The 18,885-nt window shown below is 73.8% G+C and carries 16 protein-coding genes and 1 pseudogene; 11 read left to right on the top strand and 6 right to left on the bottom strand.

What is annotated here, in order from left to right; genetic code table 11:
* Nucleotides 1–95 precede the first annotated feature (95 nt).
* From BSB02_RS29500 to BSB02_RS29480, 5 genes are all read left to right on the top strand, one after another.
* Nucleotides 96–986 (top strand): ACP S-malonyltransferase, encoded by an 891-nt coding sequence (locus BSB02_RS29500; RefSeq protein WP_084963869.1) that lies wholly within the window; start codon nt 96–98, stop codon nt 984–986.
* Nucleotides 983–1,939, top strand: a complete 957-nt coding sequence (locus BSB02_RS29495) for a beta-ketoacyl-ACP synthase III (protein WP_084963840.1) — start codon at nt 983–985, stop codon at nt 1,937–1,939. Before BSB02_RS29500 ends, BSB02_RS29495 begins: the two co-directional genes overlap by 4 nt.
* Nucleotides 1,940–2,022: 83 nt before the next feature.
* Nucleotides 2,023–2,262 carry an acyl carrier protein gene (locus BSB02_RS29490; protein ID WP_084963839.1) on the top strand — a complete coding sequence of 80 codons (240 nt, stop codon included), beginning with the start codon at nt 2,023–2,025 and terminating at the stop codon, nt 2,260–2,262.
* 37 nt (nt 2,263–2,299) lie between these two features.
* Nucleotides 2,300–3,532: a beta-ketoacyl-ACP synthase II gene (gene fabF / locus BSB02_RS29485; RefSeq protein ID WP_084963838.1), complete on the top strand. Its 1,233-nt coding sequence runs from the start codon at nt 2,300–2,302 to the stop codon at nt 3,530–3,532.
* Nucleotides 3,533–3,603: 71 nt separating this feature from the next.
* The gene (locus BSB02_RS29480) at nt 3,604–5,028 is read left to right on the top strand and encodes an acyl-CoA carboxylase subunit beta (protein WP_084963837.1); all 1,425 of its coding nucleotides are present in this window, start codon (nt 3,604–3,606) and stop codon (nt 5,026–5,028) included.
* 90 nt (nt 5,029–5,118) lie between these two features.
* Here BSB02_RS29480 and BSB02_RS29475 read toward each other — a convergent pair whose 3' ends face one another.
* Nucleotides 5,119–5,613 carry a DUF3145 domain-containing protein gene (locus BSB02_RS29475; RefSeq protein WP_206184947.1) on the bottom strand — a complete coding sequence of 165 codons (495 nt, stop codon included), beginning with the start codon at nt 5,611–5,613 and terminating at the stop codon, nt 5,119–5,121.
* Nucleotides 5,614–5,788: 175 nt separating this feature from the next.
* Here BSB02_RS29475 and BSB02_RS29470 point away from each other — a divergent pair, with 175 nt between their 5' ends.
* Nucleotides 5,789–6,796 (top strand): S8 family peptidase, encoded by a 1,008-nt coding sequence (locus BSB02_RS29470; protein WP_084963836.1) that lies wholly within the window; start codon nt 5,789–5,791, stop codon nt 6,794–6,796.
* Nucleotides 6,797–7,114: 318 nt separating this feature from the next.
* On the opposite strand, the pseudogene BSB02_RS43675 reads toward BSB02_RS29470, so the two are convergent.
* Nucleotides 7,115–7,396 (bottom strand): annotated as a pseudogene (locus tag BSB02_RS43675) (zinc ribbon domain-containing protein); the annotation flags it as partial.
* A gap of 161 nt (nt 7,397–7,557) precedes the next feature.
* Here BSB02_RS43675 and BSB02_RS29460 point away from each other — a divergent pair.
* From BSB02_RS29460 to BSB02_RS29450, 3 genes are all read left to right on the top strand, one after another.
* Nucleotides 7,558–8,094: a sigma-70 family RNA polymerase sigma factor gene (locus BSB02_RS29460; protein WP_143591302.1), complete on the top strand. Its 537-nt coding sequence runs from the start codon at nt 7,558–7,560 to the stop codon at nt 8,092–8,094.
* Entirely contained in the window at nt 8,091–8,537 is a 447-nt protein-coding gene (locus tag BSB02_RS29455) for a hypothetical protein (protein ID WP_084963833.1), read from the top strand. Before BSB02_RS29460 ends, BSB02_RS29455 begins: the two co-directional genes overlap by 4 nt.
* A gap of 79 nt (nt 8,538–8,616) precedes the next feature.
* Complete coding sequence (locus BSB02_RS29450) at nt 8,617–11,277, top strand: CHAT domain-containing protein (RefSeq protein ID WP_084963832.1); 2,661 nt, start codon at nt 8,617–8,619, stop codon at nt 11,275–11,277.
* Here BSB02_RS29450 and BSB02_RS29445 read toward each other — a convergent pair.
* The 3 genes from BSB02_RS29445 to BSB02_RS29435 form a co-directional block, all read right to left on the bottom strand.
* Nucleotides 11,217–12,032 (bottom strand): sulfurtransferase, encoded by an 816-nt coding sequence (locus BSB02_RS29445; RefSeq protein WP_084963831.1) that lies wholly within the window; start codon nt 12,030–12,032, stop codon nt 11,217–11,219. The genes BSB02_RS29450 and BSB02_RS29445 overlap by 61 nt on opposite strands.
* Nucleotides 12,029–13,159 carry an alkaline phosphatase family protein gene (locus BSB02_RS29440; RefSeq protein ID WP_084963830.1) on the bottom strand — a complete coding sequence of 377 codons (1,131 nt, stop codon included), beginning with the start codon at nt 13,157–13,159 and terminating at the stop codon, nt 12,029–12,031. The genes BSB02_RS29445 and BSB02_RS29440 overlap by 4 nt, the downstream gene beginning before the upstream one ends.
* Before the next feature lie 93 nt (nt 13,160–13,252).
* Complete coding sequence (locus tag BSB02_RS29435; RefSeq protein ID WP_084963829.1) at nt 13,253–13,843, bottom strand: DUF5998 family protein; 591 nt, start codon at nt 13,841–13,843, stop codon at nt 13,253–13,255.
* A gap of 232 nt (nt 13,844–14,075) precedes the next feature.
* On the opposite strand from BSB02_RS29435, the gene BSB02_RS40000 reads away from it, so the two are divergent.
* Nucleotides 14,076–15,146, top strand: coding sequence for a hypothetical protein (locus BSB02_RS40000; protein WP_143591300.1), 1,071 nt, complete (start codon nt 14,076–14,078; stop codon nt 15,144–15,146).
* Nucleotides 15,147–15,203: 57 nt separating this feature from the next.
* On the opposite strand, the gene BSB02_RS29420 is transcribed toward BSB02_RS40000, so the two are convergent.
* On the bottom strand, nt 15,204–17,831 hold the full coding sequence (locus tag BSB02_RS29420) for a bifunctional acetate--CoA ligase family protein/GNAT family N-acetyltransferase (protein WP_084963826.1): 2,628 nt from the start codon (nt 17,829–17,831) through the stop codon (nt 15,204–15,206).
* A 160-nt stretch (nt 17,832–17,991) separates the two neighbouring features.
* Between BSB02_RS29420 and BSB02_RS29415 the strand changes: the two genes are divergently transcribed.
* Complete coding sequence (locus BSB02_RS29415) at nt 17,992–18,885, top strand: carbohydrate kinase family protein (protein WP_084963825.1); 894 nt, start codon at nt 17,992–17,994, stop codon at nt 18,883–18,885.

Below are 18,885 nucleotides of genomic sequence, written 5' to 3'. Positions count from 1 at the left end.
AAACCCCCATTGGAGGTTTCTCACAAACTCTCCCGCCCCAAGTTCGTGCGGATCATTATCCTCGTGTCGGACTCCTACAGGGCATCGTGGAATTCGTGCTCGTCATCGTCGCTCCGGGCCAAGGCGCCCAGACCCCAGGCTTCCTCAGTCCGTGGCTCGACCTGCCGGGCTTCGCCGACCGCCTGCGGGCGTGGTCGGACATCGTCGAACTCGACCTCATCGCCTACGGCACGACCGCCGGCGCGGAGGAGATCCGCGACACGGCTGTCGCCCAGCCCCTGCTCGTGGCCGCCGCGCTGGCCTCCGCCGAGGCGCTGGGCGTGACCCCCGACGTGGTGGCCGGGCACAGCGTCGGCGAGCTGGCCGCCGCCGCGCTCGCCGGGGTGCTGACCACCGAGGAGGCGCTGGCCCTGGTGCGCGAGCGCGGACGGGCCATGGCCAGGGCCGCCGCGATCACCGAGACCGGCATGACCGCCGTCCTGGGCGGCGTCGACGTGCTGGAGTCCATCGACAAGCACGGCCTGACCCCGGCCAACATCAACGGCGCCGGCCAGATCGTCGCCGGCGGCACGCTGGCCCAGCTGGCGGCCTTCAAGGCCGAGCCGCCCGCGCGGGCACGGCTCATCCCGCTGTCGGTCGCCGGCGCCTTCCACACCGAGCACATGGCGCCGGCCGTGACCGAGCTGCGCCAGGCGACGGCCAACCTCAAGCCGGCCGACCCGGACGTGAAGCTGCTGTCCAACAAGGACGGCCAGGTCGTCGCCGGCGGCGCCGAGTTCGTCGCCCGCCTGGTCGACCAGGTCAGCAACCCGGTCCGCTGGGACCTGTGCATGGAGACGATGGCCTCCCTCGGCGTCGACCGCATGATCGAGCTGGTGCCCGGCGGCACCCTGACCGGCCTGGCCAGGCGCGGCCTGCCGGGCGTGCGCACCGTGGCGCTGAAGACCCCCGACGACCTCGAAGCGGCGAAGGAGCTGGCCCAGTGAGGATTCCCGACGTCGCCCCCGGGGCGAGGGTGCTGGCCTTCGGCGGCTACCAGCCGTCCAAGGTCGTCACCAACGACGACCTCGCCGAGACCATGGACACCAACGACGAGTGGATCCAGTCGCGCGTCGGCATCAAGGAGCGCCGGATCGCCCCGGCCGGGGAGTCCGTGACCGACATGGCCGTCCAGGCCGGCGGCAAGGCGCTGGCCGCCAGCGGGCTGTCGGCCGGCGACATCGACCTGGTCATCGTGGCCACCTGCACGCCCGAGACGCAGATCCCCAACGTCTCCGCCTCCGTGGCGCACCGCCTGGGCATCCACGCCCCCGGCGCCTTCGACGTCAACGCGGCCTGCGCCGGGTTCTGCTACGCCCTGGCCACCGCCAGTGCGGCCGTGCGCGGCGGCGCCGCCCGCCACGTGCTGGTCATCGGGGCCGAGAAGCTGTCGCAGTGGGTCGACTGGACCGACCGCGCCACCGCCGTGATCTTCGCCGACGGCGCCGGCGCCGCGGTCGTGGGCCCCTCCGAGACCCCCGGCATCGGCCCGGTCGTGTGGGGCAGCGCCGGCGACAAGGCCGACGCCATCTACGTCAAGGACCGCTCCTCCTTCCTCTACCAGGAGGGCCAGACCGTCTTCCGGTGGGCCACCACCGCGCTGCACCCGGTGGCCAAGGAGGCGTGCGAGCGGGCCGGCGTGGATCCCGCCGAGCTGAGCGCCTTCGTCCCGCACCAGGCCAACCTGCGCATCGTCGAGGCGATCGCCCGCAAGCTGGGCGCCGAGAAGGCCGCCGTCGCCCGCGACATCGTGCTGGCCGGCAACACCTCGGCCGCCTCCATCCCGCTGGCCCTCTCCCGCATGATCGAGCGCGGCGAGGTGCCCTCCGGCGGGCTGGCGCTGCTACTGGGCTTCGGCGCCGGCCTCACCTATGCCGGGCAAGTGATCGAGATTCCCTAGGCTTGTACGGCTCAGCCGTACGCGACCGGCTCGTACGGCCCAGCCGTACGGAACCCAGAAGAAACCAAAGGAGAACCACCGACATGGCATTCAGCGAGCAGGAGATCCTCGAGGGTCTCGGCAAGATCATCAACGAGATCACCGGGATTCCGGCGTCGGAGGTCACCCCGGACAAGAGCTTCGTCGACGACCTCGACATCGACTCCCTGTCGATGGTCGAGATCGCCGTGGCCGCCCAGGACGAGTTCGGCGTCGAGATCCCCGACGACCAGCTCAAGAACCTCAAGACGGTCAAGGACGTCATCAACTTCATCAACGCCTGACCTGTCCCGTTTCCTGATCAGCAAGGAGCGTAAACACGTGAGTGCTAACCGGGCACGAGTCGTCGTCACCGGGCTCGGCGCGACGACGCCCCTGGGTGGAGACGTGACCTCGACCTGGTCGGCGCTCCTCGCCGGTCAGTCCGGGGTCGACACCCTGACCGAGGACTGGGTCGACAGCGTCCCCGTGACGTTCGCGGGCAAGGCCGCCGTCGACCCGGCCGAGGTGCTGCCGCGGCCCGAGGCCCGCCGCCTCGACCGCAGCGAGCAGTTCGCGCTCATCGCCTCGCGCGAGGCGTGGGCCGACGCGGGCAAGCCGGAGGTCGCCCCTGAGCGGCTGGGCGTGGTGGTCTCCAGCGGCATCGGCGGCATCACCACCACGCTGTCGGCCTACGACACGTTCAAGGAGAAGGGCTGGAACCGCCTGTCGCCCTTCACCGTGCCGATGCTCATGCCCAACGGCCCGGCCGCCTGGATCGGCCTGGACCTGGGCGCCATGGCCGGGGTCCACGCGACCGTGTCGGCCTGCGCCTCCGGCGCCGAGGCCATCGGCCAGGCGATGGAGATGATCCGCTCCGGCCGCGCCGACGTGGTCGTGGCGGGCGGCACCGAGGCGGCCATCCATCCGCTCAACATGGCGGCCTTCGCCGCCGCGCGTGCCATGTCCACGCGCAACGACGACCCGAAGGGCGCCTCCCGTCCCTGGGACCGCAGCCGCGACGGGTTCGTGCTGGGCGAGGGCGCCGGGATCGTCGTGCTGGAGTCGGAGGAGCACGCCAGGGCCCGCGGCGCGCGCATCTACGCCTACGCCGCCGGGGTGGGCTACTCGGCGGACTCCCACCACATCACCCAGCCCGAGCCGGAGGGCCGCGGCGTCATCAACGCGATGACTCAGGCGCTGACCGACGCCGGGATCACCGGCCAGGACGTCAAGCACGTCAACGCCCACGCCACCTCCACGCCGGCCGGCGACGTCATCGAGGTGCAGGCGGTGGCCAAGGCCATCGGCACCCACCCGCTGGTCACCTCGACCAAGTCCATGACGGGTCACCTGCTGGGCGGCGCGGGCGGCATCGAGTCGGTCTTCACCGTCAAAGCGCTGCAGGACCGCGTCGTCCCGGCCACCATCAACGTGCACGACCTGGACGACGGCATCGAGGTGGACCTCGTCTACGGCGAGAACCGCGAGCTGCCCGCCGGCGACGTGGCCGCCGTCAACAACTCCTTCGGCTTCGGTGGCCACAACGTGTCCGTCGTCTTCGTGGGGGTCTAGGTGATCTCCGCGGCGCCCGCCGTACCCCCTCCGGATCCTCAGGTCCGACGTCCGCTTCTCAAGGAGCTTCGATGACCGTAGTCGACAACGAGACCGTGGCACGGGCTGCCGAGCAGGAGCCCGCCGATCCCCGGGATCCCCTCGTCAGGCTCGCCGCGCTGCTCGACGAGGGCTCGGTGCGGCTGATCACTCCGGAGGACAAGAGCGGCGTCTACGCCGCCATGGGCCGCGTGGAGGGCGTGCCCGTGGTGGCCTTCTGCAGCGACGCCCGCGTCCAGGGCGGGGCGATGGGCAGCGAGGGCTGCGAGCACATCGTCCACGCCTACGACGTGGCCGTCCGCGAGCGGGTGCCGATCATCGGGATCTGGCACTCCGGCGGTGCGCGGCTCGCCGAAGGCGTCGAGTCGCTGCACGCCGTCGGCCGCGTCTTCGCGGCCATGACGAAGGCGTCGGGCGTCGTCCCGCAGATCTCCGTGGTCGTCGGCCCGGCGGCCGGCGGGGCGGCGTACGGCCCGGCGCTGACCGACATCGTGATCCTGGCCGACTCCGGCCGGATCTTCGTCACCGGCCCCGACGTGGTGCGCAGCGTCACGGGCGAGGACGTGGACGCCGCCTCCCTGGGCGGCCCCGAGCCGCACAGCAAGCGCAGCGGCGTGGTCCACATCGTCACCAAGACCGAGACCGCCGCCTACGTCAAGGCGCGCCAGCTGTCGGTGCTGCTCGGCCACCAGGGCCAGGTGCGGGCGGGCGAGGTCGAGGAGGTCGACTTCTCCTCCTTCCTGCCCGACTCGCCGCGCCGCGCCTACGACGTCAAGCCGCTGGTCAACGGCCTGCTGGACGAGCCGGGCATCGAGCTGCACCCCAAGTGGGCGCCCAACATCGTCACCTCGCTGGGCCGCCTCGGCGGGCGCACGGTCGGCGTGATCGCCAACAACCCGATGCGCCTGGGCGGCTGCCTCGACTCCGCCTCCGCCGAGAAGGCCGCCCGTTTCGTCCGCATGTGCGATGCCTTCGGGGTGCCGCTGGTCGTGCTGGTGGACGTGCCCGGGTACCTGCCGGGCGTCCAGCAGGAGCACGACGGCGTGGTACGGCGGGGCGCCAAGCTCCTGCACGCCTTCGCCGAGGCGTCCGTGCCGCGCGTCACCCTCGTGACCCGCAAGGCGTACGGCGGGGCCTACATCGCGATGAACTCGCGGGCGCTGGGCGCCACCAAGGTGTTCGCCTGGCCGACGACCGAGATCGCGGTCATGGGCGCAGTGGCCGCGGTGCGCATCCTCAAGCGGCGCGAGCTGGCGGCGGCGCCGGAGGAGGAGCGCGCCGAGCTGGAGCAGCGCCTGGCCGAGGAGCACGAGAAGCTCGCTGGCGGCCTGTCGCGCGCCCAGGACCTGGGGGTCGTCGACGAGGTCGTCAGCCCCTCCAAGACGCGCGGCGCGATCGCCAAGGTGCTGGCCCAGGCCACCCCGGCCCGCGGCGCCCACGGCAACATCCCGCTGTAGCCCGTCCTTCCGGGAGGAGACGCCCCAAGACACAGAGCCCCGCGCCGAGCACGACGGCGCGGGGCTCTGCCGTACGGCCCGCCCACCCGCTCACACGGCGGCGTGCAGCCAGCGCACCGGCGCGCCGTCGCCCGCGTAGCGGAACGGCTCCAGCTCCTCGTCCCAAGCCCGGCCCAGCAGCTTGTCCAGCTCCTCCTCCAGCACGCACCGCCCCTGCGCGGCCATGAGCATGACCGCGCGCAGCCGGTCCTCGGGGATCATGATGTCGCCGTTGGCGCCCACGACCGCGTGGAAGGCGCCCAGGCTCGGCGTGTAGGCGTAGCGCGAGCCGTCATAGCCCGGCGAGGGGTCTTCGGTCACCTCGAAGCGGATGCGCTGCCATCCCATGAGCGAGGAGGCGATCGCCGCCGCCACGCCGGGCCGCCCTTCCCACTCCGCCTGGGCTCTCACGGAGTTGGGCGCCGCCGGTTGGGGAGTCCACGTCAGGTTCACGGGCACGCCAAGGACGCCCGCCACCGCCCATTCGATATGAGGGCACAGCGCGGGCTGAGCCGAGTGGACGTACAGCACGCCACGAGCAGACACCGGACCTCCCGTTTCGGTACGAGGTGCGCCTTCCCCAACGGCCTCGCACCCGGGATGATCACAAGTGACTAGGGAGAGACTACCCTCGGTCGCCATCTGACACCAGAGGGGGGCCATACCAAGTTGTTGCGCGTGTGGCATGTGACACGGCCACCGGCACGGAAAGATACAGGTCATGGACGTGCAAGCCGTCGGCCGGGCGCTGATCAGGCCCGGCCAGCTCCTGACCGACCGGGGCGCCGTGTCGGCCGTGTCGCGCTGGACCCAGGCCCTCGCCGAGGCCGACGGGGTGTGCGTGATCCACCTGTCCGCGGGCGTCGACCCGTGCGAGCTGGCCTTGGAGCTGCGCGAGCAGGGCTTCCGGGCCTCCCCCAACCACGTGCTGGCCGGTCAGCCGCTGTTCTTCGGCGGGCCCGCGTCCCGGCCGTTCCCGGCCGAGCCGGTCAAGGCCAGGATCGGCCGCGAGCGCTCCGGCGTGACCGTGGGGGTGCTCGACACCGGCGTGGCCGAGCACCCCTGGTGGGCGGGCAGCCAGTGGTACGGCGAGCACGGCGGCACCGCCGCCGAGGCCGTGGAGGGCCCCCAGGCGGGACACGGCACGTTCATCGCCGGGCTGCTGCTCCAGCGCGCCCCCGAGATCTCCCTGCGCGTGGTGCGGGTGCTGGACGGCGACGGGCTCGGCGACGAGGCCGGGGTCGTGCGCGCCCTGCACCGGCTGCGCGAGCGCCCGCCCCAGGTGCTGAACCTGTCCTTCGGCTGCCACACCTTCGACGACCGGCCCCCGGTGCTGATGGCCGACGCCGCGGGGGCGTTCGGCGGCGAGACGGTCGTGGTCGCCTGCGCCGGCAACACCGCCTCCGACCGGCCCTTCTGGCCCGCCGCCCTGCCCGGCGTGATCGCCGTGGGCGCGCTGGACGCCGCCGGGGAGCGCCGGGCGCCCTTCTCCGCCCACGGCCCCTGGGTGGATGCCTGGGCCCGCGGCGAGTGGCTCGCCTCCAGCTTCCCGCAGCGCGAGGACTTCGCCGGCTACGCCCTGTGGAGCGGCACGTCCTTCGCGACGGCGCTGGTCAGCGGGGCGATCGCCGAGGCCGCGGGAGACCGGCCGCCCAGGGAGGCGGCGACCGCCGTCCTCGGGTCCCGACAAATTCCTGATCTGGGCGCTGTCGTCCCGGCGAATCTGTAGAGTTACGCACGGTTCCGATCTCGTTACGCAAGGCCAGAGGCGCCGGTGACAGCCAAGGGTGGCACCTCCCTCCTGGCACCCTCGGAGCCGGTTGCCCGGAGGCGCCGTGCCGAAGGAGGCGGCCCCGCCCGTCCGGCCGGCTTCCGAGAGGTGAGGCGTTGCCGTCCTCCCCCTCGTGAACGAGGGGGATTCCCACCCGCCGGCCCACACGGAGAGGAGGACAGGTTGAGGTTCGCGGTGCACCGGCCCGCCATCGCGTGGCCCTTCCCACGCAGACACGGCACACCCTGCCGCCGGCTTGACGTCGCGGGCCGCGTTCGCGCCGGCGTCGCCGGCGTATCCGCAAGATCGGCAGGCGAAGACGGCCTGGCTTTCGTGCGCCCTCGCATCCACGGCCCCGCATGCCGGGCGCCGCTGGCTCGGGTACGCGCGATCGGCCTCGACCACCCTGCCGAACGCCTTGTGCTCCAGCCCGGCCACAAGCCGGGCGATCTGGGCCTCGGCACGGCGGTCGGAGCCGCGATGGGCCCGCGCCGGCCGTCGCCCCCGATCCCCCTTCGGGATCCTCACCTCGCTCACGTTCCGCGACCCGCGGCGCATATCCCCCTGCCGTCCCCGAAGCCCGACGATCCGGAACCCCTTGCGCCGCCCGGCCCGACGTCGTGCCGGACTGCGATTGTGATCAACATAGCCGACCCCACTGACAGGACCGAAGGAGGGAGGGGCGTCCTCCCCCGCCGGAAGGCGGGGGCGTCCGCCCCATGTGTTCGATGACTGATGTGGCGCTGTTGCTCCAGGCCGCCGCGGACGGAGACGAGTCCGCGTGGTCCAAGCTCGTGGCCATGTACGGCCCGAGGATGTGGGCGGCAGCGCGAGCACTGGGGCTGGGCGAGAGCGACGCCGCAGACGCCGTTCAGGGCGCCTGGCTCCGGTTGCTGGAGAACCTCGGCCGGATCAGGAACCCTTCCGGCGTAGGGGCCTGGTTGGCCACCACAACGCGGCGCGAGGCTCTCCTTATTCTGAGGAAGGGACCGATGACGCTCCCTGCCTCAGAAGCGCCATGCGAACCAGACCCGGAGGCGGCCTTCTTGGAGGCCGACTCGGTTCGCAGGCTCTGGCAGTTCGTCACTCAGTTGCCGGAGCCATGTCGCACGCTCCTTCAATTGGTCGCGACCGCGGCCGGCACGCAGCAGGCAGCCGTGCGGCTGGGCGTTCCGCGGGGGAGTGTCGGTCCAACACGAGCCCGCTGTCTTCAGAAGCTGCGCACCATGTTCTCCTTAGAGGAAAAGGTGCCATGACCCTTGATGAGTATCTGCTGGCAGCTCTCCGTCTCGGCGCGGGTCACGATTCGGTCCCAGACCATGTGGCTGCCGCAGCGAAGGAGGCCTACGCCCTCCGGGTTCCCGACGCCGAAATCGCCTACCCCGTGGCGTGCGACGCAACTCGCGCCGTCCGCGGGGACGACGGGCAGCGATTGGTCCGCTTCGCCGCACCAGGCCTCACGGTCGACGTGGAGGTCTCGGTGGACGACGGACTGATCGACCTGGCCGGGCAGGTCACCCCTCCCCTCGGCCTCGGTGGCCACGTCGACGTGCGAACCATGCAGCTGACCCTGCGCCGTGAGGTGGCCCCCGACGGCCACTTCACGGCGACCGGGCTACCGCCCGGCTGGTTCAGCCTGAAGTGCCATCGCCCTGGTGAGGCGCCCGTCGTCACGGCGTGGATCAGGATCCGCGCCTGACGGCATCGACTGACTCCCCGAGCCGGCCCCGGCTCGGGGAGTCGATCTTTGTCCACTCACATCCGGAGGGACGAGCCGCGTGACCCTGGATGAGACGGCCGCCCGCGCCCTCGGCCCCGTAGCCGCGGTGCTCGCGGGCCTCGGCGAGGACCGTGAGCTCGGCGCCACGGCCGACGCTCCCCCGGCGGAGGAGCACACGTTCCTCGTGCCGGAGGACGGGCTGGTGGGCGCGGCGGAGGCGGCGGTGCTCCAGTCCGTCGTGGACCCCGCGCGGGCCCTGGCGGTGGGACGGGCGGTGCTGGCCGTCGCCGAACGGCAGGGCGTCGGCCGGCACCGGCCGATCCTCCGCCCGGCGGCCGGCCACCACCACGACGGCGAGCCCCCGGCCGCCCCACCCGCGGCGGTCGAGGCCGCGGCCGTGGCCTTGCGCGCGATGGCGCTGGCCGCGCGCGAGCTGGGCGATCTCCCGGCCGCCGAGCACTTCCTGCGCCGCGCCATCGCCCTCCCCGGCGCGCCGCCCGCCCGCGTGGCGCAGGCGCGCCTGTCGCTGGTGACCGTGCGGACCGAGCGCGGCCATCCCCTCCAGGCCCTGCGGATCGCCGCCCTGGCCCGTCCCGCCCTCGCGCCGGGCGACCGGGCCAAGCTCGACACCCAGCGCGCCGTGGCCCTGGCCCACCTGGGACGCTACGACGACGCGGTGGCGGCGTGCGACCGCGCGATCGAGGCGCTGGACGCGGGCGCCGGCGCGGCGGACGATCGCCGCTTCCTCGCCGGCGGCCTGCTCAACCGGGGCCTGGTGCACGCCTACCGGGGCGAGTGGGCGCAGGCCATGGACGACGTCACCCGATGCCTGGACATAGCGCGCGAAGCCGGTCTCGACCACCTGGCTCGCCTGGCCGCCGCCAACCTGCCCTTCATGGCCGTACGGCAGGGCGACATCGCGGCCGCCTTCGCCCATTACCGCGCCTCCCAGGAGACGCTCTTCGGCTTCCCCGAGCGCCTGGCCACGATGCGCACCGACTTCGCCGGAGCGCTCCTGGCCGCCCGCCTGCCGGGCGAGGCGCGGACGCTGCTGCGGCAGGCCGTACCCGACCTGGAGGCCTCCGGCGCGCGGGTGGCGCTGGCCGAGGCGCGGCTGAAGCTGGCGCAGGTGGAGCTGCTGGCCGGCGACGCCCGCCGGGCGGTCGAGACGGCCGAGCGCGCCAGGGCCGAGCTCCTCGCGCAGGACCGCGCCGCGTGGGCGCCGCTGGCCGACGAGGTGATCATGCGGGCGAGGGCGGAGCTGGAGCCCGCGACGCCCGGGCTGCTCGCCGGCCTCGCCGAGTGCGCGGACCGGCTGGAGCGCGGGCCGTCCGGCGCGCCGGGCGCCGCGGCGTTGCGCCTGGCCGCCGCGGAGACCGCCCTCGCCCTGGGCAGCCAGGACACGGCCAGGCAACAGCTGGCCCGGGTGCCGCGGGACGCCACGGTGATCAGCTGCCACGCGCTGGCCCTGCGTGCCGTCCTGGACGGCGACCACGCCCGCGCGCTGCGATCGGCTATGGAAGGCCTTTCCCTGGTCGGACGGCAGGCGGCCGCGCTCGGGGACCCGACGCTGCGCGCCCACGCGGCCCGCGAGGGAGAGCGCCTGGCCGCGTTCGGGCTGCGCCGGGCGGTGGCCGGGGGCGCGCCCGGGGAGGTGTACGGCTGGGCCGAACGCTGGCGGGCGCTGGCGGCCACCGGGAGCGCCGAGGTGGTGGCGCTGGCGGAGCTGCGGGCGGCGCTGGGCGGGGCGGTGCTCGTGGAGTTCGTGGCCGACGGCGACCGGCTGCTGGCGTTGCTGGCCGACGACCGGGGCGTCGCGCTCCATCGGCTCTGCCCGGTACGGCCGGCCGCCGAGGCGGTGATCCGCCTGCGGTACGCGCTGCGCCGGCTCACGATGGGCGACGGGGGCGCCGCGCCGTACCGCACGCGGGACGTGACGGCCGCGGCCGGGGAGCTTGAGCGGCTGGTGATGAGAGAGCCGGCCGGACGGGCGGGCGACCGGCCGATGGTGATCGTGCCGGCCGGGCCGCTGCACAGCGTGCCGTGGGCCGCCCTGCCGTGCCTGCGGGGGCGGCCGGTGAGCGTCGCCGCGAGCGCGAGGGCCTGGCATGCGGCGAGGCGTCCGCCCTGCAGCAGGCCACCCCTGGTGGCGGCCTGCGACGGGCCCGGCCTCCGGCATGCGGCCGGGGAGGTGCGGGCCGTGCTGGAGACGCACCGCCGTACCCGGCGGGTCGCGGCCCGGCGGGCGGAGGTGCTGGGCGCCCTCGGACAGGCGGATGTGGTGCATCTGGCGGCGCACGGCGTGTTCGACGCGCGCAGCCCGCTGCTGTCGTCCGTGGCGCTGGACGACGGCGCGCTGATGGCCTACGACCTGCTCTCCCTGGACCGCGCGCCCCGGCTCGTGGTCCTGTCGGCCTGCGACACCGGCATGGCGCGGATCCCGGCGGAGGGGGCGCCGCTGGGCCTGGCGGGGACGTTCCTCTCGCGGGGCGCGGGCTGCGTGGTCGCCGGGCTGGTGCCCGTGCCCGACGAGGAGACCGCCGATCTCATGCGGGCCTTCCACGCCCTGCTGGCGCTCGGCCGCCCACCGGCCGAGGCCCTGGCCGAGGCCGCGGTCAAGACCGGCGCGCTGGGCTTCGCCTGCTTCGGGGCGGGCGATCAGCCCCTCTCCACCGGCCTGGCCGGGTCGGCCACCCAGTTGGACCACGACCCCACATAGAGCGCGGCGGGCACCCCTGCCAGGTGCAGGGCCAGCACCTCGTGCGCGGCGGTCACGCCGGAGCCGCAGTAGGCGCCGGCGCGCACGCCCTCGCCCACGCCCAGCGAGGCGAAGCGGGACCGCAGCCGGGCGGGCGGCAGGAAGCGGCCCTCGGCGTCGACGTTGCCCGTGGTGGGCGCGCTCACCGCACCCGGGATGTGGCCGGCGACCGGGTCGATCGGCTCCACCTCGCCCCGGTAGCGCTCGGCGGCGCGCGCGTCCAGCAGCACCCCGTCACGCGCCAGGGCGGCGGCCCCGTCGGCGTCCAGCACCGGCATCCCGCCCGGCCGGGCCACGAAGTCGCCCGGCGCGACCGGGGGCGTCTCCTTGGTCAGCGGCAACCCGGCGGCCACCCAGGCGCGCAGCCCGCCGTCGAGCACCCTGACGTCCGGGTGGCCGAAGTAGCGCAGCGTCCACCACGCGCGGGCGGCGGCCGTGGAGTCGGCATCGTCGTAGACCACGACCGTGCGCGACCCGCGGACCCCCAGCCGGCGCATCGCCTCCTGGAACGCCCCCGCCTCCGGCAGCGGATGCCGGCCGGCCGGTCCGGGCGGGGCGGCCAAGTCGGCGTCGAGGTCGCAGAACACGGCGCCGGGCAGGTGCCCCTCGCGGTAGGCCTCGGCGCCCGGCGGTCCGCCCAGCCGCCAGCGCACGTCCAGCACGGTCGCCTCGCCGAGGGCGTCGAGCTCTTCGGGGGTGATCAGCGCCGGGCTCATCGGGTGCTCACTTCCAGGAGAGGGACGGTCTGTTCGGCGGCCGTCATCGACCCGTGGTAGCCGACGAACTGCGCCTCGTGCGGGTGGCTCCGCGACGCGGTGACGACCAGGTCGCCGTGGGGCACCGCCAGCACGTCGCCGATGCGGGCGAGCCATGCCGATCGTACCCGCGGGCCGAACCAGCCGGACTCCACGGCCTCCTGCCTGGAGACGACCCACGCCTTGCCGTCCAGGGTCTCCCGCCAGGCGGCGAGCACGTCGCCCGCGGCGCCCGGCGCGGCGTAGACGTGGCGGGCGCGGGCCTCGCCGCCCAGCATGGCCACGCCCTCGCGCAGCGCCGGCTCGCTCTCGGCGTCGACCTTCTCCCCGGCGTTGACCATGCCGTGGTCGGCCGTCACGTAGAGGGCCGACCCCGGCGGCAGGGACCGCGCGAGCCGTTCGGCCATGCGGTCGACGATCTCCAGCTGGTCGAGCCACTCCTCGCCGCCCCAGCCGGCCAGGTGGCCCGTCTTGTCGAGGTCGCCGTAGTAGACGACCACGAAGGACCTGGGCTCGGCCAGCGCCGCCAGGGCCACCGCCACGCGCTCGTCCGCGCTCTCGGCCGCCAGGTAGCGCACCCCTCGGTAGACCGCCCGCGTCAGCCCGGTGTCCTCGAACTCGGCGGGTCCCACGTAGCCGGCCCGGATTCCGGCCCCGGCCGCCCGCTGGTAGACGGTCGCCGCGGGCTGCCAGGTCTCCGGGTCCATGACGAGCCCGTCGGGCAGGGTCCAGCGCAGGCAGTTGAACAGGTGCCCGGTGCCGGGCACGGCCAGGATCATGCCCAGCATGCCGTGCTCGCCCGGCGGCATCCCGGTGCCGAGCGAGCACAGGCTGGTCACCGTGGTCGCGGGGAAGCCCGCCGTGAGGGTACGGCCGGCCGTACCGGACAGGAACGGCGCGCGCTCGGGATGGGCGCGCAGCAGGGCGGCGCCCAGGCCGTCGACCAGGAAGAGGCAGACCCGCTCCGCCGGTTCCAGGCCCAGGGTGTTGTGCTCGGGCGCGCCGAGCGCCGCCAGCACGGAGCCTGGGAGATCGGCGAGCGAGGATCCGCCGTAGCCGGGCACCAGGGGCGCGTGGGGTCTGTTCATGGGGTCTCCAGGGGGTGGGAGTGGGCGGATTCCAGCTTCCCACCCCTGGGCGGAAGGCGGTGCGAGGGTGGCGAGGGGGTGACGCGGAGAGCGTCAGGCGGCGGCGCGGGCCGTGGCCTCCGACAGCGACTTGGCGAAGGCGAGGATGTGGGCGACCGCCTCCGGGCCGTCGGCCGCCTCGCTGACCCGCAGCGACAGGTCGTCGGCGGTGATGGCGCCGGTGTAGCCGTGGTCGGCCTCGCAGTTCTCGTCGCCGCAGGTGGCGGGCTCCAGGTCGACGTGGGAGACGCCGCCCCAGCCGATGGTGAGCGTCACCTCGGTGGGCGCGACGCCCGGCACGTAGGAGGCCGGGTCGGGCACGACGCGGGTGACGGCCACGGACTGGATGCGGTTCAGGCGGACGGCCTCGGTCGTGGTCGAGGCGTGCGAGGTCGAGACCCCCTCGACGGCCGGGTGCTCGTCGGTGTGGCACACCAGCAGCCTGGTCGCGGTCAGCACCAGGACGGTGACGTGCCTGCGCACCTCCATGGCCGGGTCGAAGGTGGCCTCGTGGTGGACCACGAAGGCGGACACGGCTTCCTTGCCCAGCGCGGATTCGACCGCATCGGTGACGAGGTCGGGGTAGTAGCCGCTGCGCTCGATCGCTTCGCGCAGACCCGCGGCTGAGACTCGGGTTTCCCTCATGGGTCCATCCTGCCAGCCGCGCGCACAGATCTCATACCCGAGGCGACATACGAACCATTTCCCGCCATATTTCGATTGGCCGGTGATGTCGAAATATGAAGGCCAAGGCGCGGCAGGAATTACCTTTTCCTGGCCTGGCGCCGGTTTGTGAACGGACGCTTGCGGCTATCGCTAACGACGCCGCTTTCCGGCGCAGAAACCCATTCACAAAACCGCCGAATCGGGGGAAGCAATGACAAGGAAGCGCTCGGCGCGCAACGCTCTCGCCACGGCTCTGGCCGCGACGGCCATGCTCGGCTACACGGCGACATTCCCCGCCGTGTCCGCCGCCACACCTGTGGACGACGTCCCGGACTCGCGCACGCCGTGCCTGATGTGGGGCATCTCGCCGCTGGTCACGCCCATGCCCCGCGAGGCGTTCGACTGCGAGCCGGCAACGGTCTCCGTGAAGGGGCTGGAGGCGTGGGGGACGCCCGACATGTCGTTCTCATCGGGAGACGGCGTTTCCTCCGAACATTACCTGTCCATTCACAACAAGTCGTTCACCTACACGATCCAGCTGATCAACAACGGCCCCCGCGACGTGGGGGAGGCCAAGCTCAGCGTCGTGTGGCCCTCCTCGTGGGGGGACGTCAAATGGACGTGCACCAGCGCGGGCGGCGCGAAGTGCCCGGCGGCCAAGGGCACGGGGAACATGGACCTGAAGGTCAGGGTTCCGAAGGGCGGGACGTTGACGTTCGTCGCCAGCGGGACCATCGGCGCGGCGGACGGGGGCACCGAAACGGGCAAGGTCAACCAGCCGGGCAAGGGCGGCAAGGGTGGCAAGGGCGACCAGGCAAGCAAGGGCAAAAAGCCGGGCAAAAGCGACAAGGTGCACCGGAATAGCGACGCGGGCGTGCCCGCCGACACGGTGACGAACCCGCCTACGGGCACGCCCGCGAACACGCCGACGAACACGCCGACGAACACGCCGACGAACACGGTGACGAACCCGCCCACCGGCACGATCACGAACCCGCCGGCGAGCACGGAGTCGAAGCCGTCCGCGACCCCGGCGACGAGCGGCTCCCCGAGCACGCCCGCGAACCCGCCGGTGGGCACCCTGCCCGCCCAGACGCAGAACCCGCCCGCCGCTCCCCCGGCGAGCTCGTCCGCGGACCCGCTCCCGAAGCCACCGGCGACAGCATCGCGGAAGCCGTCCGCGACCCCGGCGGTGGCCACGACTCCGGCCCAGGCCGCGAGCACGAAGGCCAAGGGCCGCACCCCGGCGACCGCGCCGGCCACCCCGAGGACCGCCCGCTGAGCCGTACGGCGCAGCCTCGCCGCGGGGACGGGCGGCGGCCCGCCCCCGCGTCGGCGGTCACACCAGGCGGCGCGGCCCGGCGTCGGGGCGGGGGGCCTGCGGCGTGCGCAGCACCGCACGCGAGGCCAGCACGACGACCTCCGACTCCCCCACCAGCACCTGGTCCAGCTCCAGCCGGGCGACCTCCGGCAGGTCGTGGGCCAGCCGCCCGACCCGCACCAGCAGGTCCTCCAGCTCGCCGACCGCCACGGGCGGGTAGCCGTACTCGCCGAACAGCAGCGGCGCGGCCCTGATGGACCGGACCAGTCCCGCCGCGTCCTCCCTCGTCAGCGGGGCGAGGCGGAAGCCCTCGTCGGCCAGGAGCCGCGCGGTGACCTCGCCCAGGCCGAAGGACACCACGGGGCCGAAGGCCGGGTCCTCGATCGTGCTGACCACGGTCGGCACGGCCGGCTGCGGCGCCATGCGCTGGACGGCCAGCTGCACGTCCGCGCCGAACCGCGCGGTGAACTCCTCGTAGGCGTGCCGCACGCTGTCCGGCCCCGACAGGCCCAGCCGTACGGTGCCCGCCCGGCGGGACGCCTCGCGGCCGGCCACCTTGAGCACCACGGGCCAGCCCAGCCGTTCGGCCTCGAAGACCGCCTCCTCCGGCGAGGAGACCGGCTCGGCCGGCCAGACCGTCAGGCCGTAGCAGGCCAGCAGGTCGGCCGCGTCGATCTCGACCGTCGAGTCCGCGCCGTCCAGCGCCGCCTCGACGATCCGCCGCGCCCGGCCGGTGTCGGCGTCGTCCAGCTCCGGCGGGACGGCGGCCGGGCGGTCCCGCCAGGCTGCGTAGCGGACGACCTTGGCCAGCGCCCGCACGGCCTCCTCCGGCGCGGCGTAGGACGGCAGCGGGCCCAGCGCCGGGTGCATGCCGTGGTGGCCCTCGAACGTGGTCAGGACCGGCTTGCCGCTCCCCTCGGCGACCCGCACCAGCTCGGCGGCCACCTCGTCGGACCGCACCGGGATGGGCGGCATGTAGATGACCACCGCCGCGTCGACCTCGTCGGAGGCCAGCAGGTCGGCCAGCGCCGTGCCGAACTCGGCGGCCCCGGCGGCGGCGCCCAGGTTCGCGGGCGGGCGCGGGTCCAGCCCGGCTCCGGCGCAGGCGTGGACGGCCAGCAGGCCCAGCGCGTCGGAGTTGGTGACCAGGCCCACCCGCGGCCCCTTGGGCAGCGGCTGGGCGGCCAGCAGCTGGCCGACGTCGAACAGCTGGAACAGGTCGTCGACGCGGATCACCCCGGCCTGCTCGAACAGCGAGCTGAGCGCGGTGTCGGGCAGGCCCAGTTCGGCGGCGGAGTGCGACTTGGGCATGCCGAGGCTCTTGACCACGACGATCGGCTTGCGCTTGGAGATGCGCCGGGCCAGCCGGGTGAACTTGCGCGGGTTGCCCAGCGACTCCAGGTACAGCAGGATCACCTCGGTCGCCGGGTCCTGCTCCCAGTACTGCAGCAGGTCGTTGCCCGACACGTCGGCCCTGTTGCCCGCCGACACGAACGACGAGATGCCCATCCCGCGCTGGGCGACCCGCTGGAGCAGCGCGGTGCCGAGCGCGCCGGACTGGCTGAAGAACCCGACCCGGCCGCGGCCGGGGACGGTCGCCGCGAGCGTGGCGTTGAGCCGGACCGCAGGGTCGGTGTTGGCGATGCCCAGGCAGTTGGGGCCGACCACGCGCATGCCGTACGCCCTGGCGAGGCTGGCCAGCTCGTCCTGCCTGGCCTTGCCGGCCGGGCCGGTCTCGCCGAACCCCGAGGAGACCACGACCAGGCCGTGCACGCCCTTCTCGGCGCACTCCTTGACCACGTCGATGACGCTGTCGGCCGGGACGGCGACCACGGCCAGGTCCACCTGGTCGTCGATCGCGGTCACGCTGGGGTAGGCGCGCACGCCGGCGACCGCGCGCACCTCGCGGTGGACGGGGTAGACGGGGCCGGTGAAGTCCGCGGCCAGCAGGTTGCGCAGCACGGTCTGGCCGACGCCGCCGGGCTCGCGGGAGGCGCCGATGACCGCCACCGAGCCCGGGGTGAGCAGCCGGGCGATCGAGCGGGACTCGGCGCGGTGCTCGCGGGCGGCGGTGACCTCGGCGGAGGTCTCGGTGGGGGTCAGATCGAGCGTCATGCGGACCACGCCGTCGGCGAAGCGGCTCTCGGCCGTGTAGCCGGCCTGGCGCAGCACCGCCATCATCTTCATGTTCGCCGGGAGCACGTCGGCGACGAACCGGCCGATGCCGTTCTCCCGCGCCGTGGCCGCCAGGTGCTCCAGCAGCACCGAGGCCACGCCGCGGCCCTGGTGGGCGTCCTCGACCAGGAACGCCACCTCCGCCTCGGACGGGCCGATGCGGTCGTAGCGGATGACGGCCACCATCTCGGTGCCGATCGTGGCGATCAGCGCGACCCGGTCGGAGTAGTCCACGTTGGTGAACCACGTGACCTCGCGGTCCGACAGCTTGGGCCGCGGGCCGAAGAAGCGGAAATAGATCGACTCGTCGGACAGCCGGGAGTAGAAGGCGCGCAGCCTGTCGGCGTCGTCCGGCTTGATCGGCCGGACGTGCGCGGTGCCGCCGTCGGCCAGGACGACGTCGGCCTCCCAGTGGGCGGGATAGCGCGCCTGCCCCTGAGCCTGTCCGTGGGCCTGGTGGTGTGCCTCCACACCCCCGAGCGTAACCCTGGACCCCAGGCGCACCTGCTCTTGGGCAACGCTTGTGCATCGACTCCACCCGCGTCGCGCTCTCTCCCCCACGGGCCGCCCCGAAGCTGTTAGTTTTTAGCCTGGCCAGGCTCGTTCTTGAAGGCAGCAAGGTGGTGGCATCATGACGCGGGTCGTCGTGGTGGGCGATCTCATGACCGACGCGGTGGCGCGCGCCCGGTATGCGCTTGCCCGGGCGAGTGACACTCCGGCGACGGTCACGATGCACGGCGGCGGCTCGGGGGCCAACATCTCCTCCTGGCTGGCCGTCGAGGGGACCGAGGTGGCCTTCATCGGCCGCCGCGGCGCCGACATCACGGGCCGCAACCGCGACATGGAGCTGATGGGCTACGGCGTCGACGCCCGGCTCGTCATGGACCCCGAGCGGCCCACCGGCACCTGCGTCGTCCTGGTCACCCACAAGGGCGAGCGCACCATGCTGTCCGACCCGGGCGCCAACGCCGCGCTGTCGCCCGACGACCTGCCGCGCGACCTGTTCACCCAGGGCGCCCACCTCCACCTGTCCGGCTACACGATCATCAATGAGGGCTCGCGCGAGGCGGGCTTCGCGGCGCTGGAGATGGCCCGCCGGGCCGGGATGTCCATCTCGGTCGACTGCGCCTCCGCCGCGCCGCTGGAGCGCACCGGAGCCGAGCCGTTCCTGGAGTGGACCAACGGCGCCAAGCTGCTGTTCGCCAACACCGACCAGGCGAAGATCCTCACCGGCCGCGACGAGCCCGAGGCGGCCGCCAAGGTGCTGGCCGCGTGGTTCCCGCAGGTCGTCATCAAGATGAACAAGGACGGCGCGCTGTGGTTCGCCAACGGGCGCAGCGAGGCCGTCCGCGTCCCCGCCGAGCCCGTCGAGCGCGTGGTCGACGGCACCGGCGCCGGCGACGCCTTCGTCGCCGGCTTCCTGCCGCCGTGGCTGGCCGGCAAGCCGCCGGCCGAGTCGCTGGCCGCGGGCTGCCGCCTGGCCGCCAAGGCGATCAGCCACCTCGGCGCCCGGCCCCGCCTGTAA

The organism is Thermoactinospora rubra, assembly GCF_002093975.1.
In the GTDB taxonomy this organism is placed as follows: Bacteria; Actinomycetota; Actinomycetes; order Streptosporangiales; family Streptosporangiaceae; genus Nonomuraea; species Nonomuraea rubra_A.
Note: the sequence above shows the minus strand (reverse complement) of the source record. Positions and strands in the feature narration are given on the sequence as shown.

Bases quoted from the DNA above. Each gene is read 5' to 3' on its own strand.
- BSB02_RS29480 (WP_084963837.1), top strand. From the start codon at position 3,604: ATGACCGTAGTCGACAACGAGACCGTGGCACGGGCTGCCGAGCAGGAG.
- BSB02_RS29415 (WP_084963825.1), top strand. From the start codon at position 17,992: ATGACGCGGGTCGTCGTGGTGGGCGATCTCATGACCGACGCGGTGGCG.
- BSB02_RS29460 (WP_143591302.1), top strand. From the start codon at position 7,558: ATGTGTTCGATGACTGATGTGGCGCTGTTGCTCCAGGCCGCCGCGGAC.
- BSB02_RS29470 (WP_084963836.1), top strand. From the start codon at position 5,789: ATGGACGTGCAAGCCGTCGGCCGGGCGCTGATCAGGCCCGGCCAGCTC.
- BSB02_RS29445 (WP_084963831.1), bottom strand. From the start codon at position 12,032: ATGAGCCCGGCGCTGATCACCCCCGAAGAGCTCGACGCCCTCGGCGAG.
- BSB02_RS29440 (WP_084963830.1), bottom strand. From the start codon at position 13,159: ATGAACAGACCCCACGCGCCCCTGGTGCCCGGCTACGGCGGATCCTCG.
- BSB02_RS29455 (WP_084963833.1), top strand. From the start codon at position 8,091: ATGACCCTTGATGAGTATCTGCTGGCAGCTCTCCGTCTCGGCGCGGGT.
- BSB02_RS40000 (WP_143591300.1), top strand. From the start codon at position 14,076: ATGACAAGGAAGCGCTCGGCGCGCAACGCTCTCGCCACGGCTCTGGCC.
- BSB02_RS29435 (WP_084963829.1), bottom strand. From the start codon at position 13,843: ATGAGGGAAACCCGAGTCTCAGCCGCGGGTCTGCGCGAAGCGATCGAG.
- BSB02_RS29490 (WP_084963839.1), top strand. From the start codon at position 2,023: ATGGCATTCAGCGAGCAGGAGATCCTCGAGGGTCTCGGCAAGATCATC.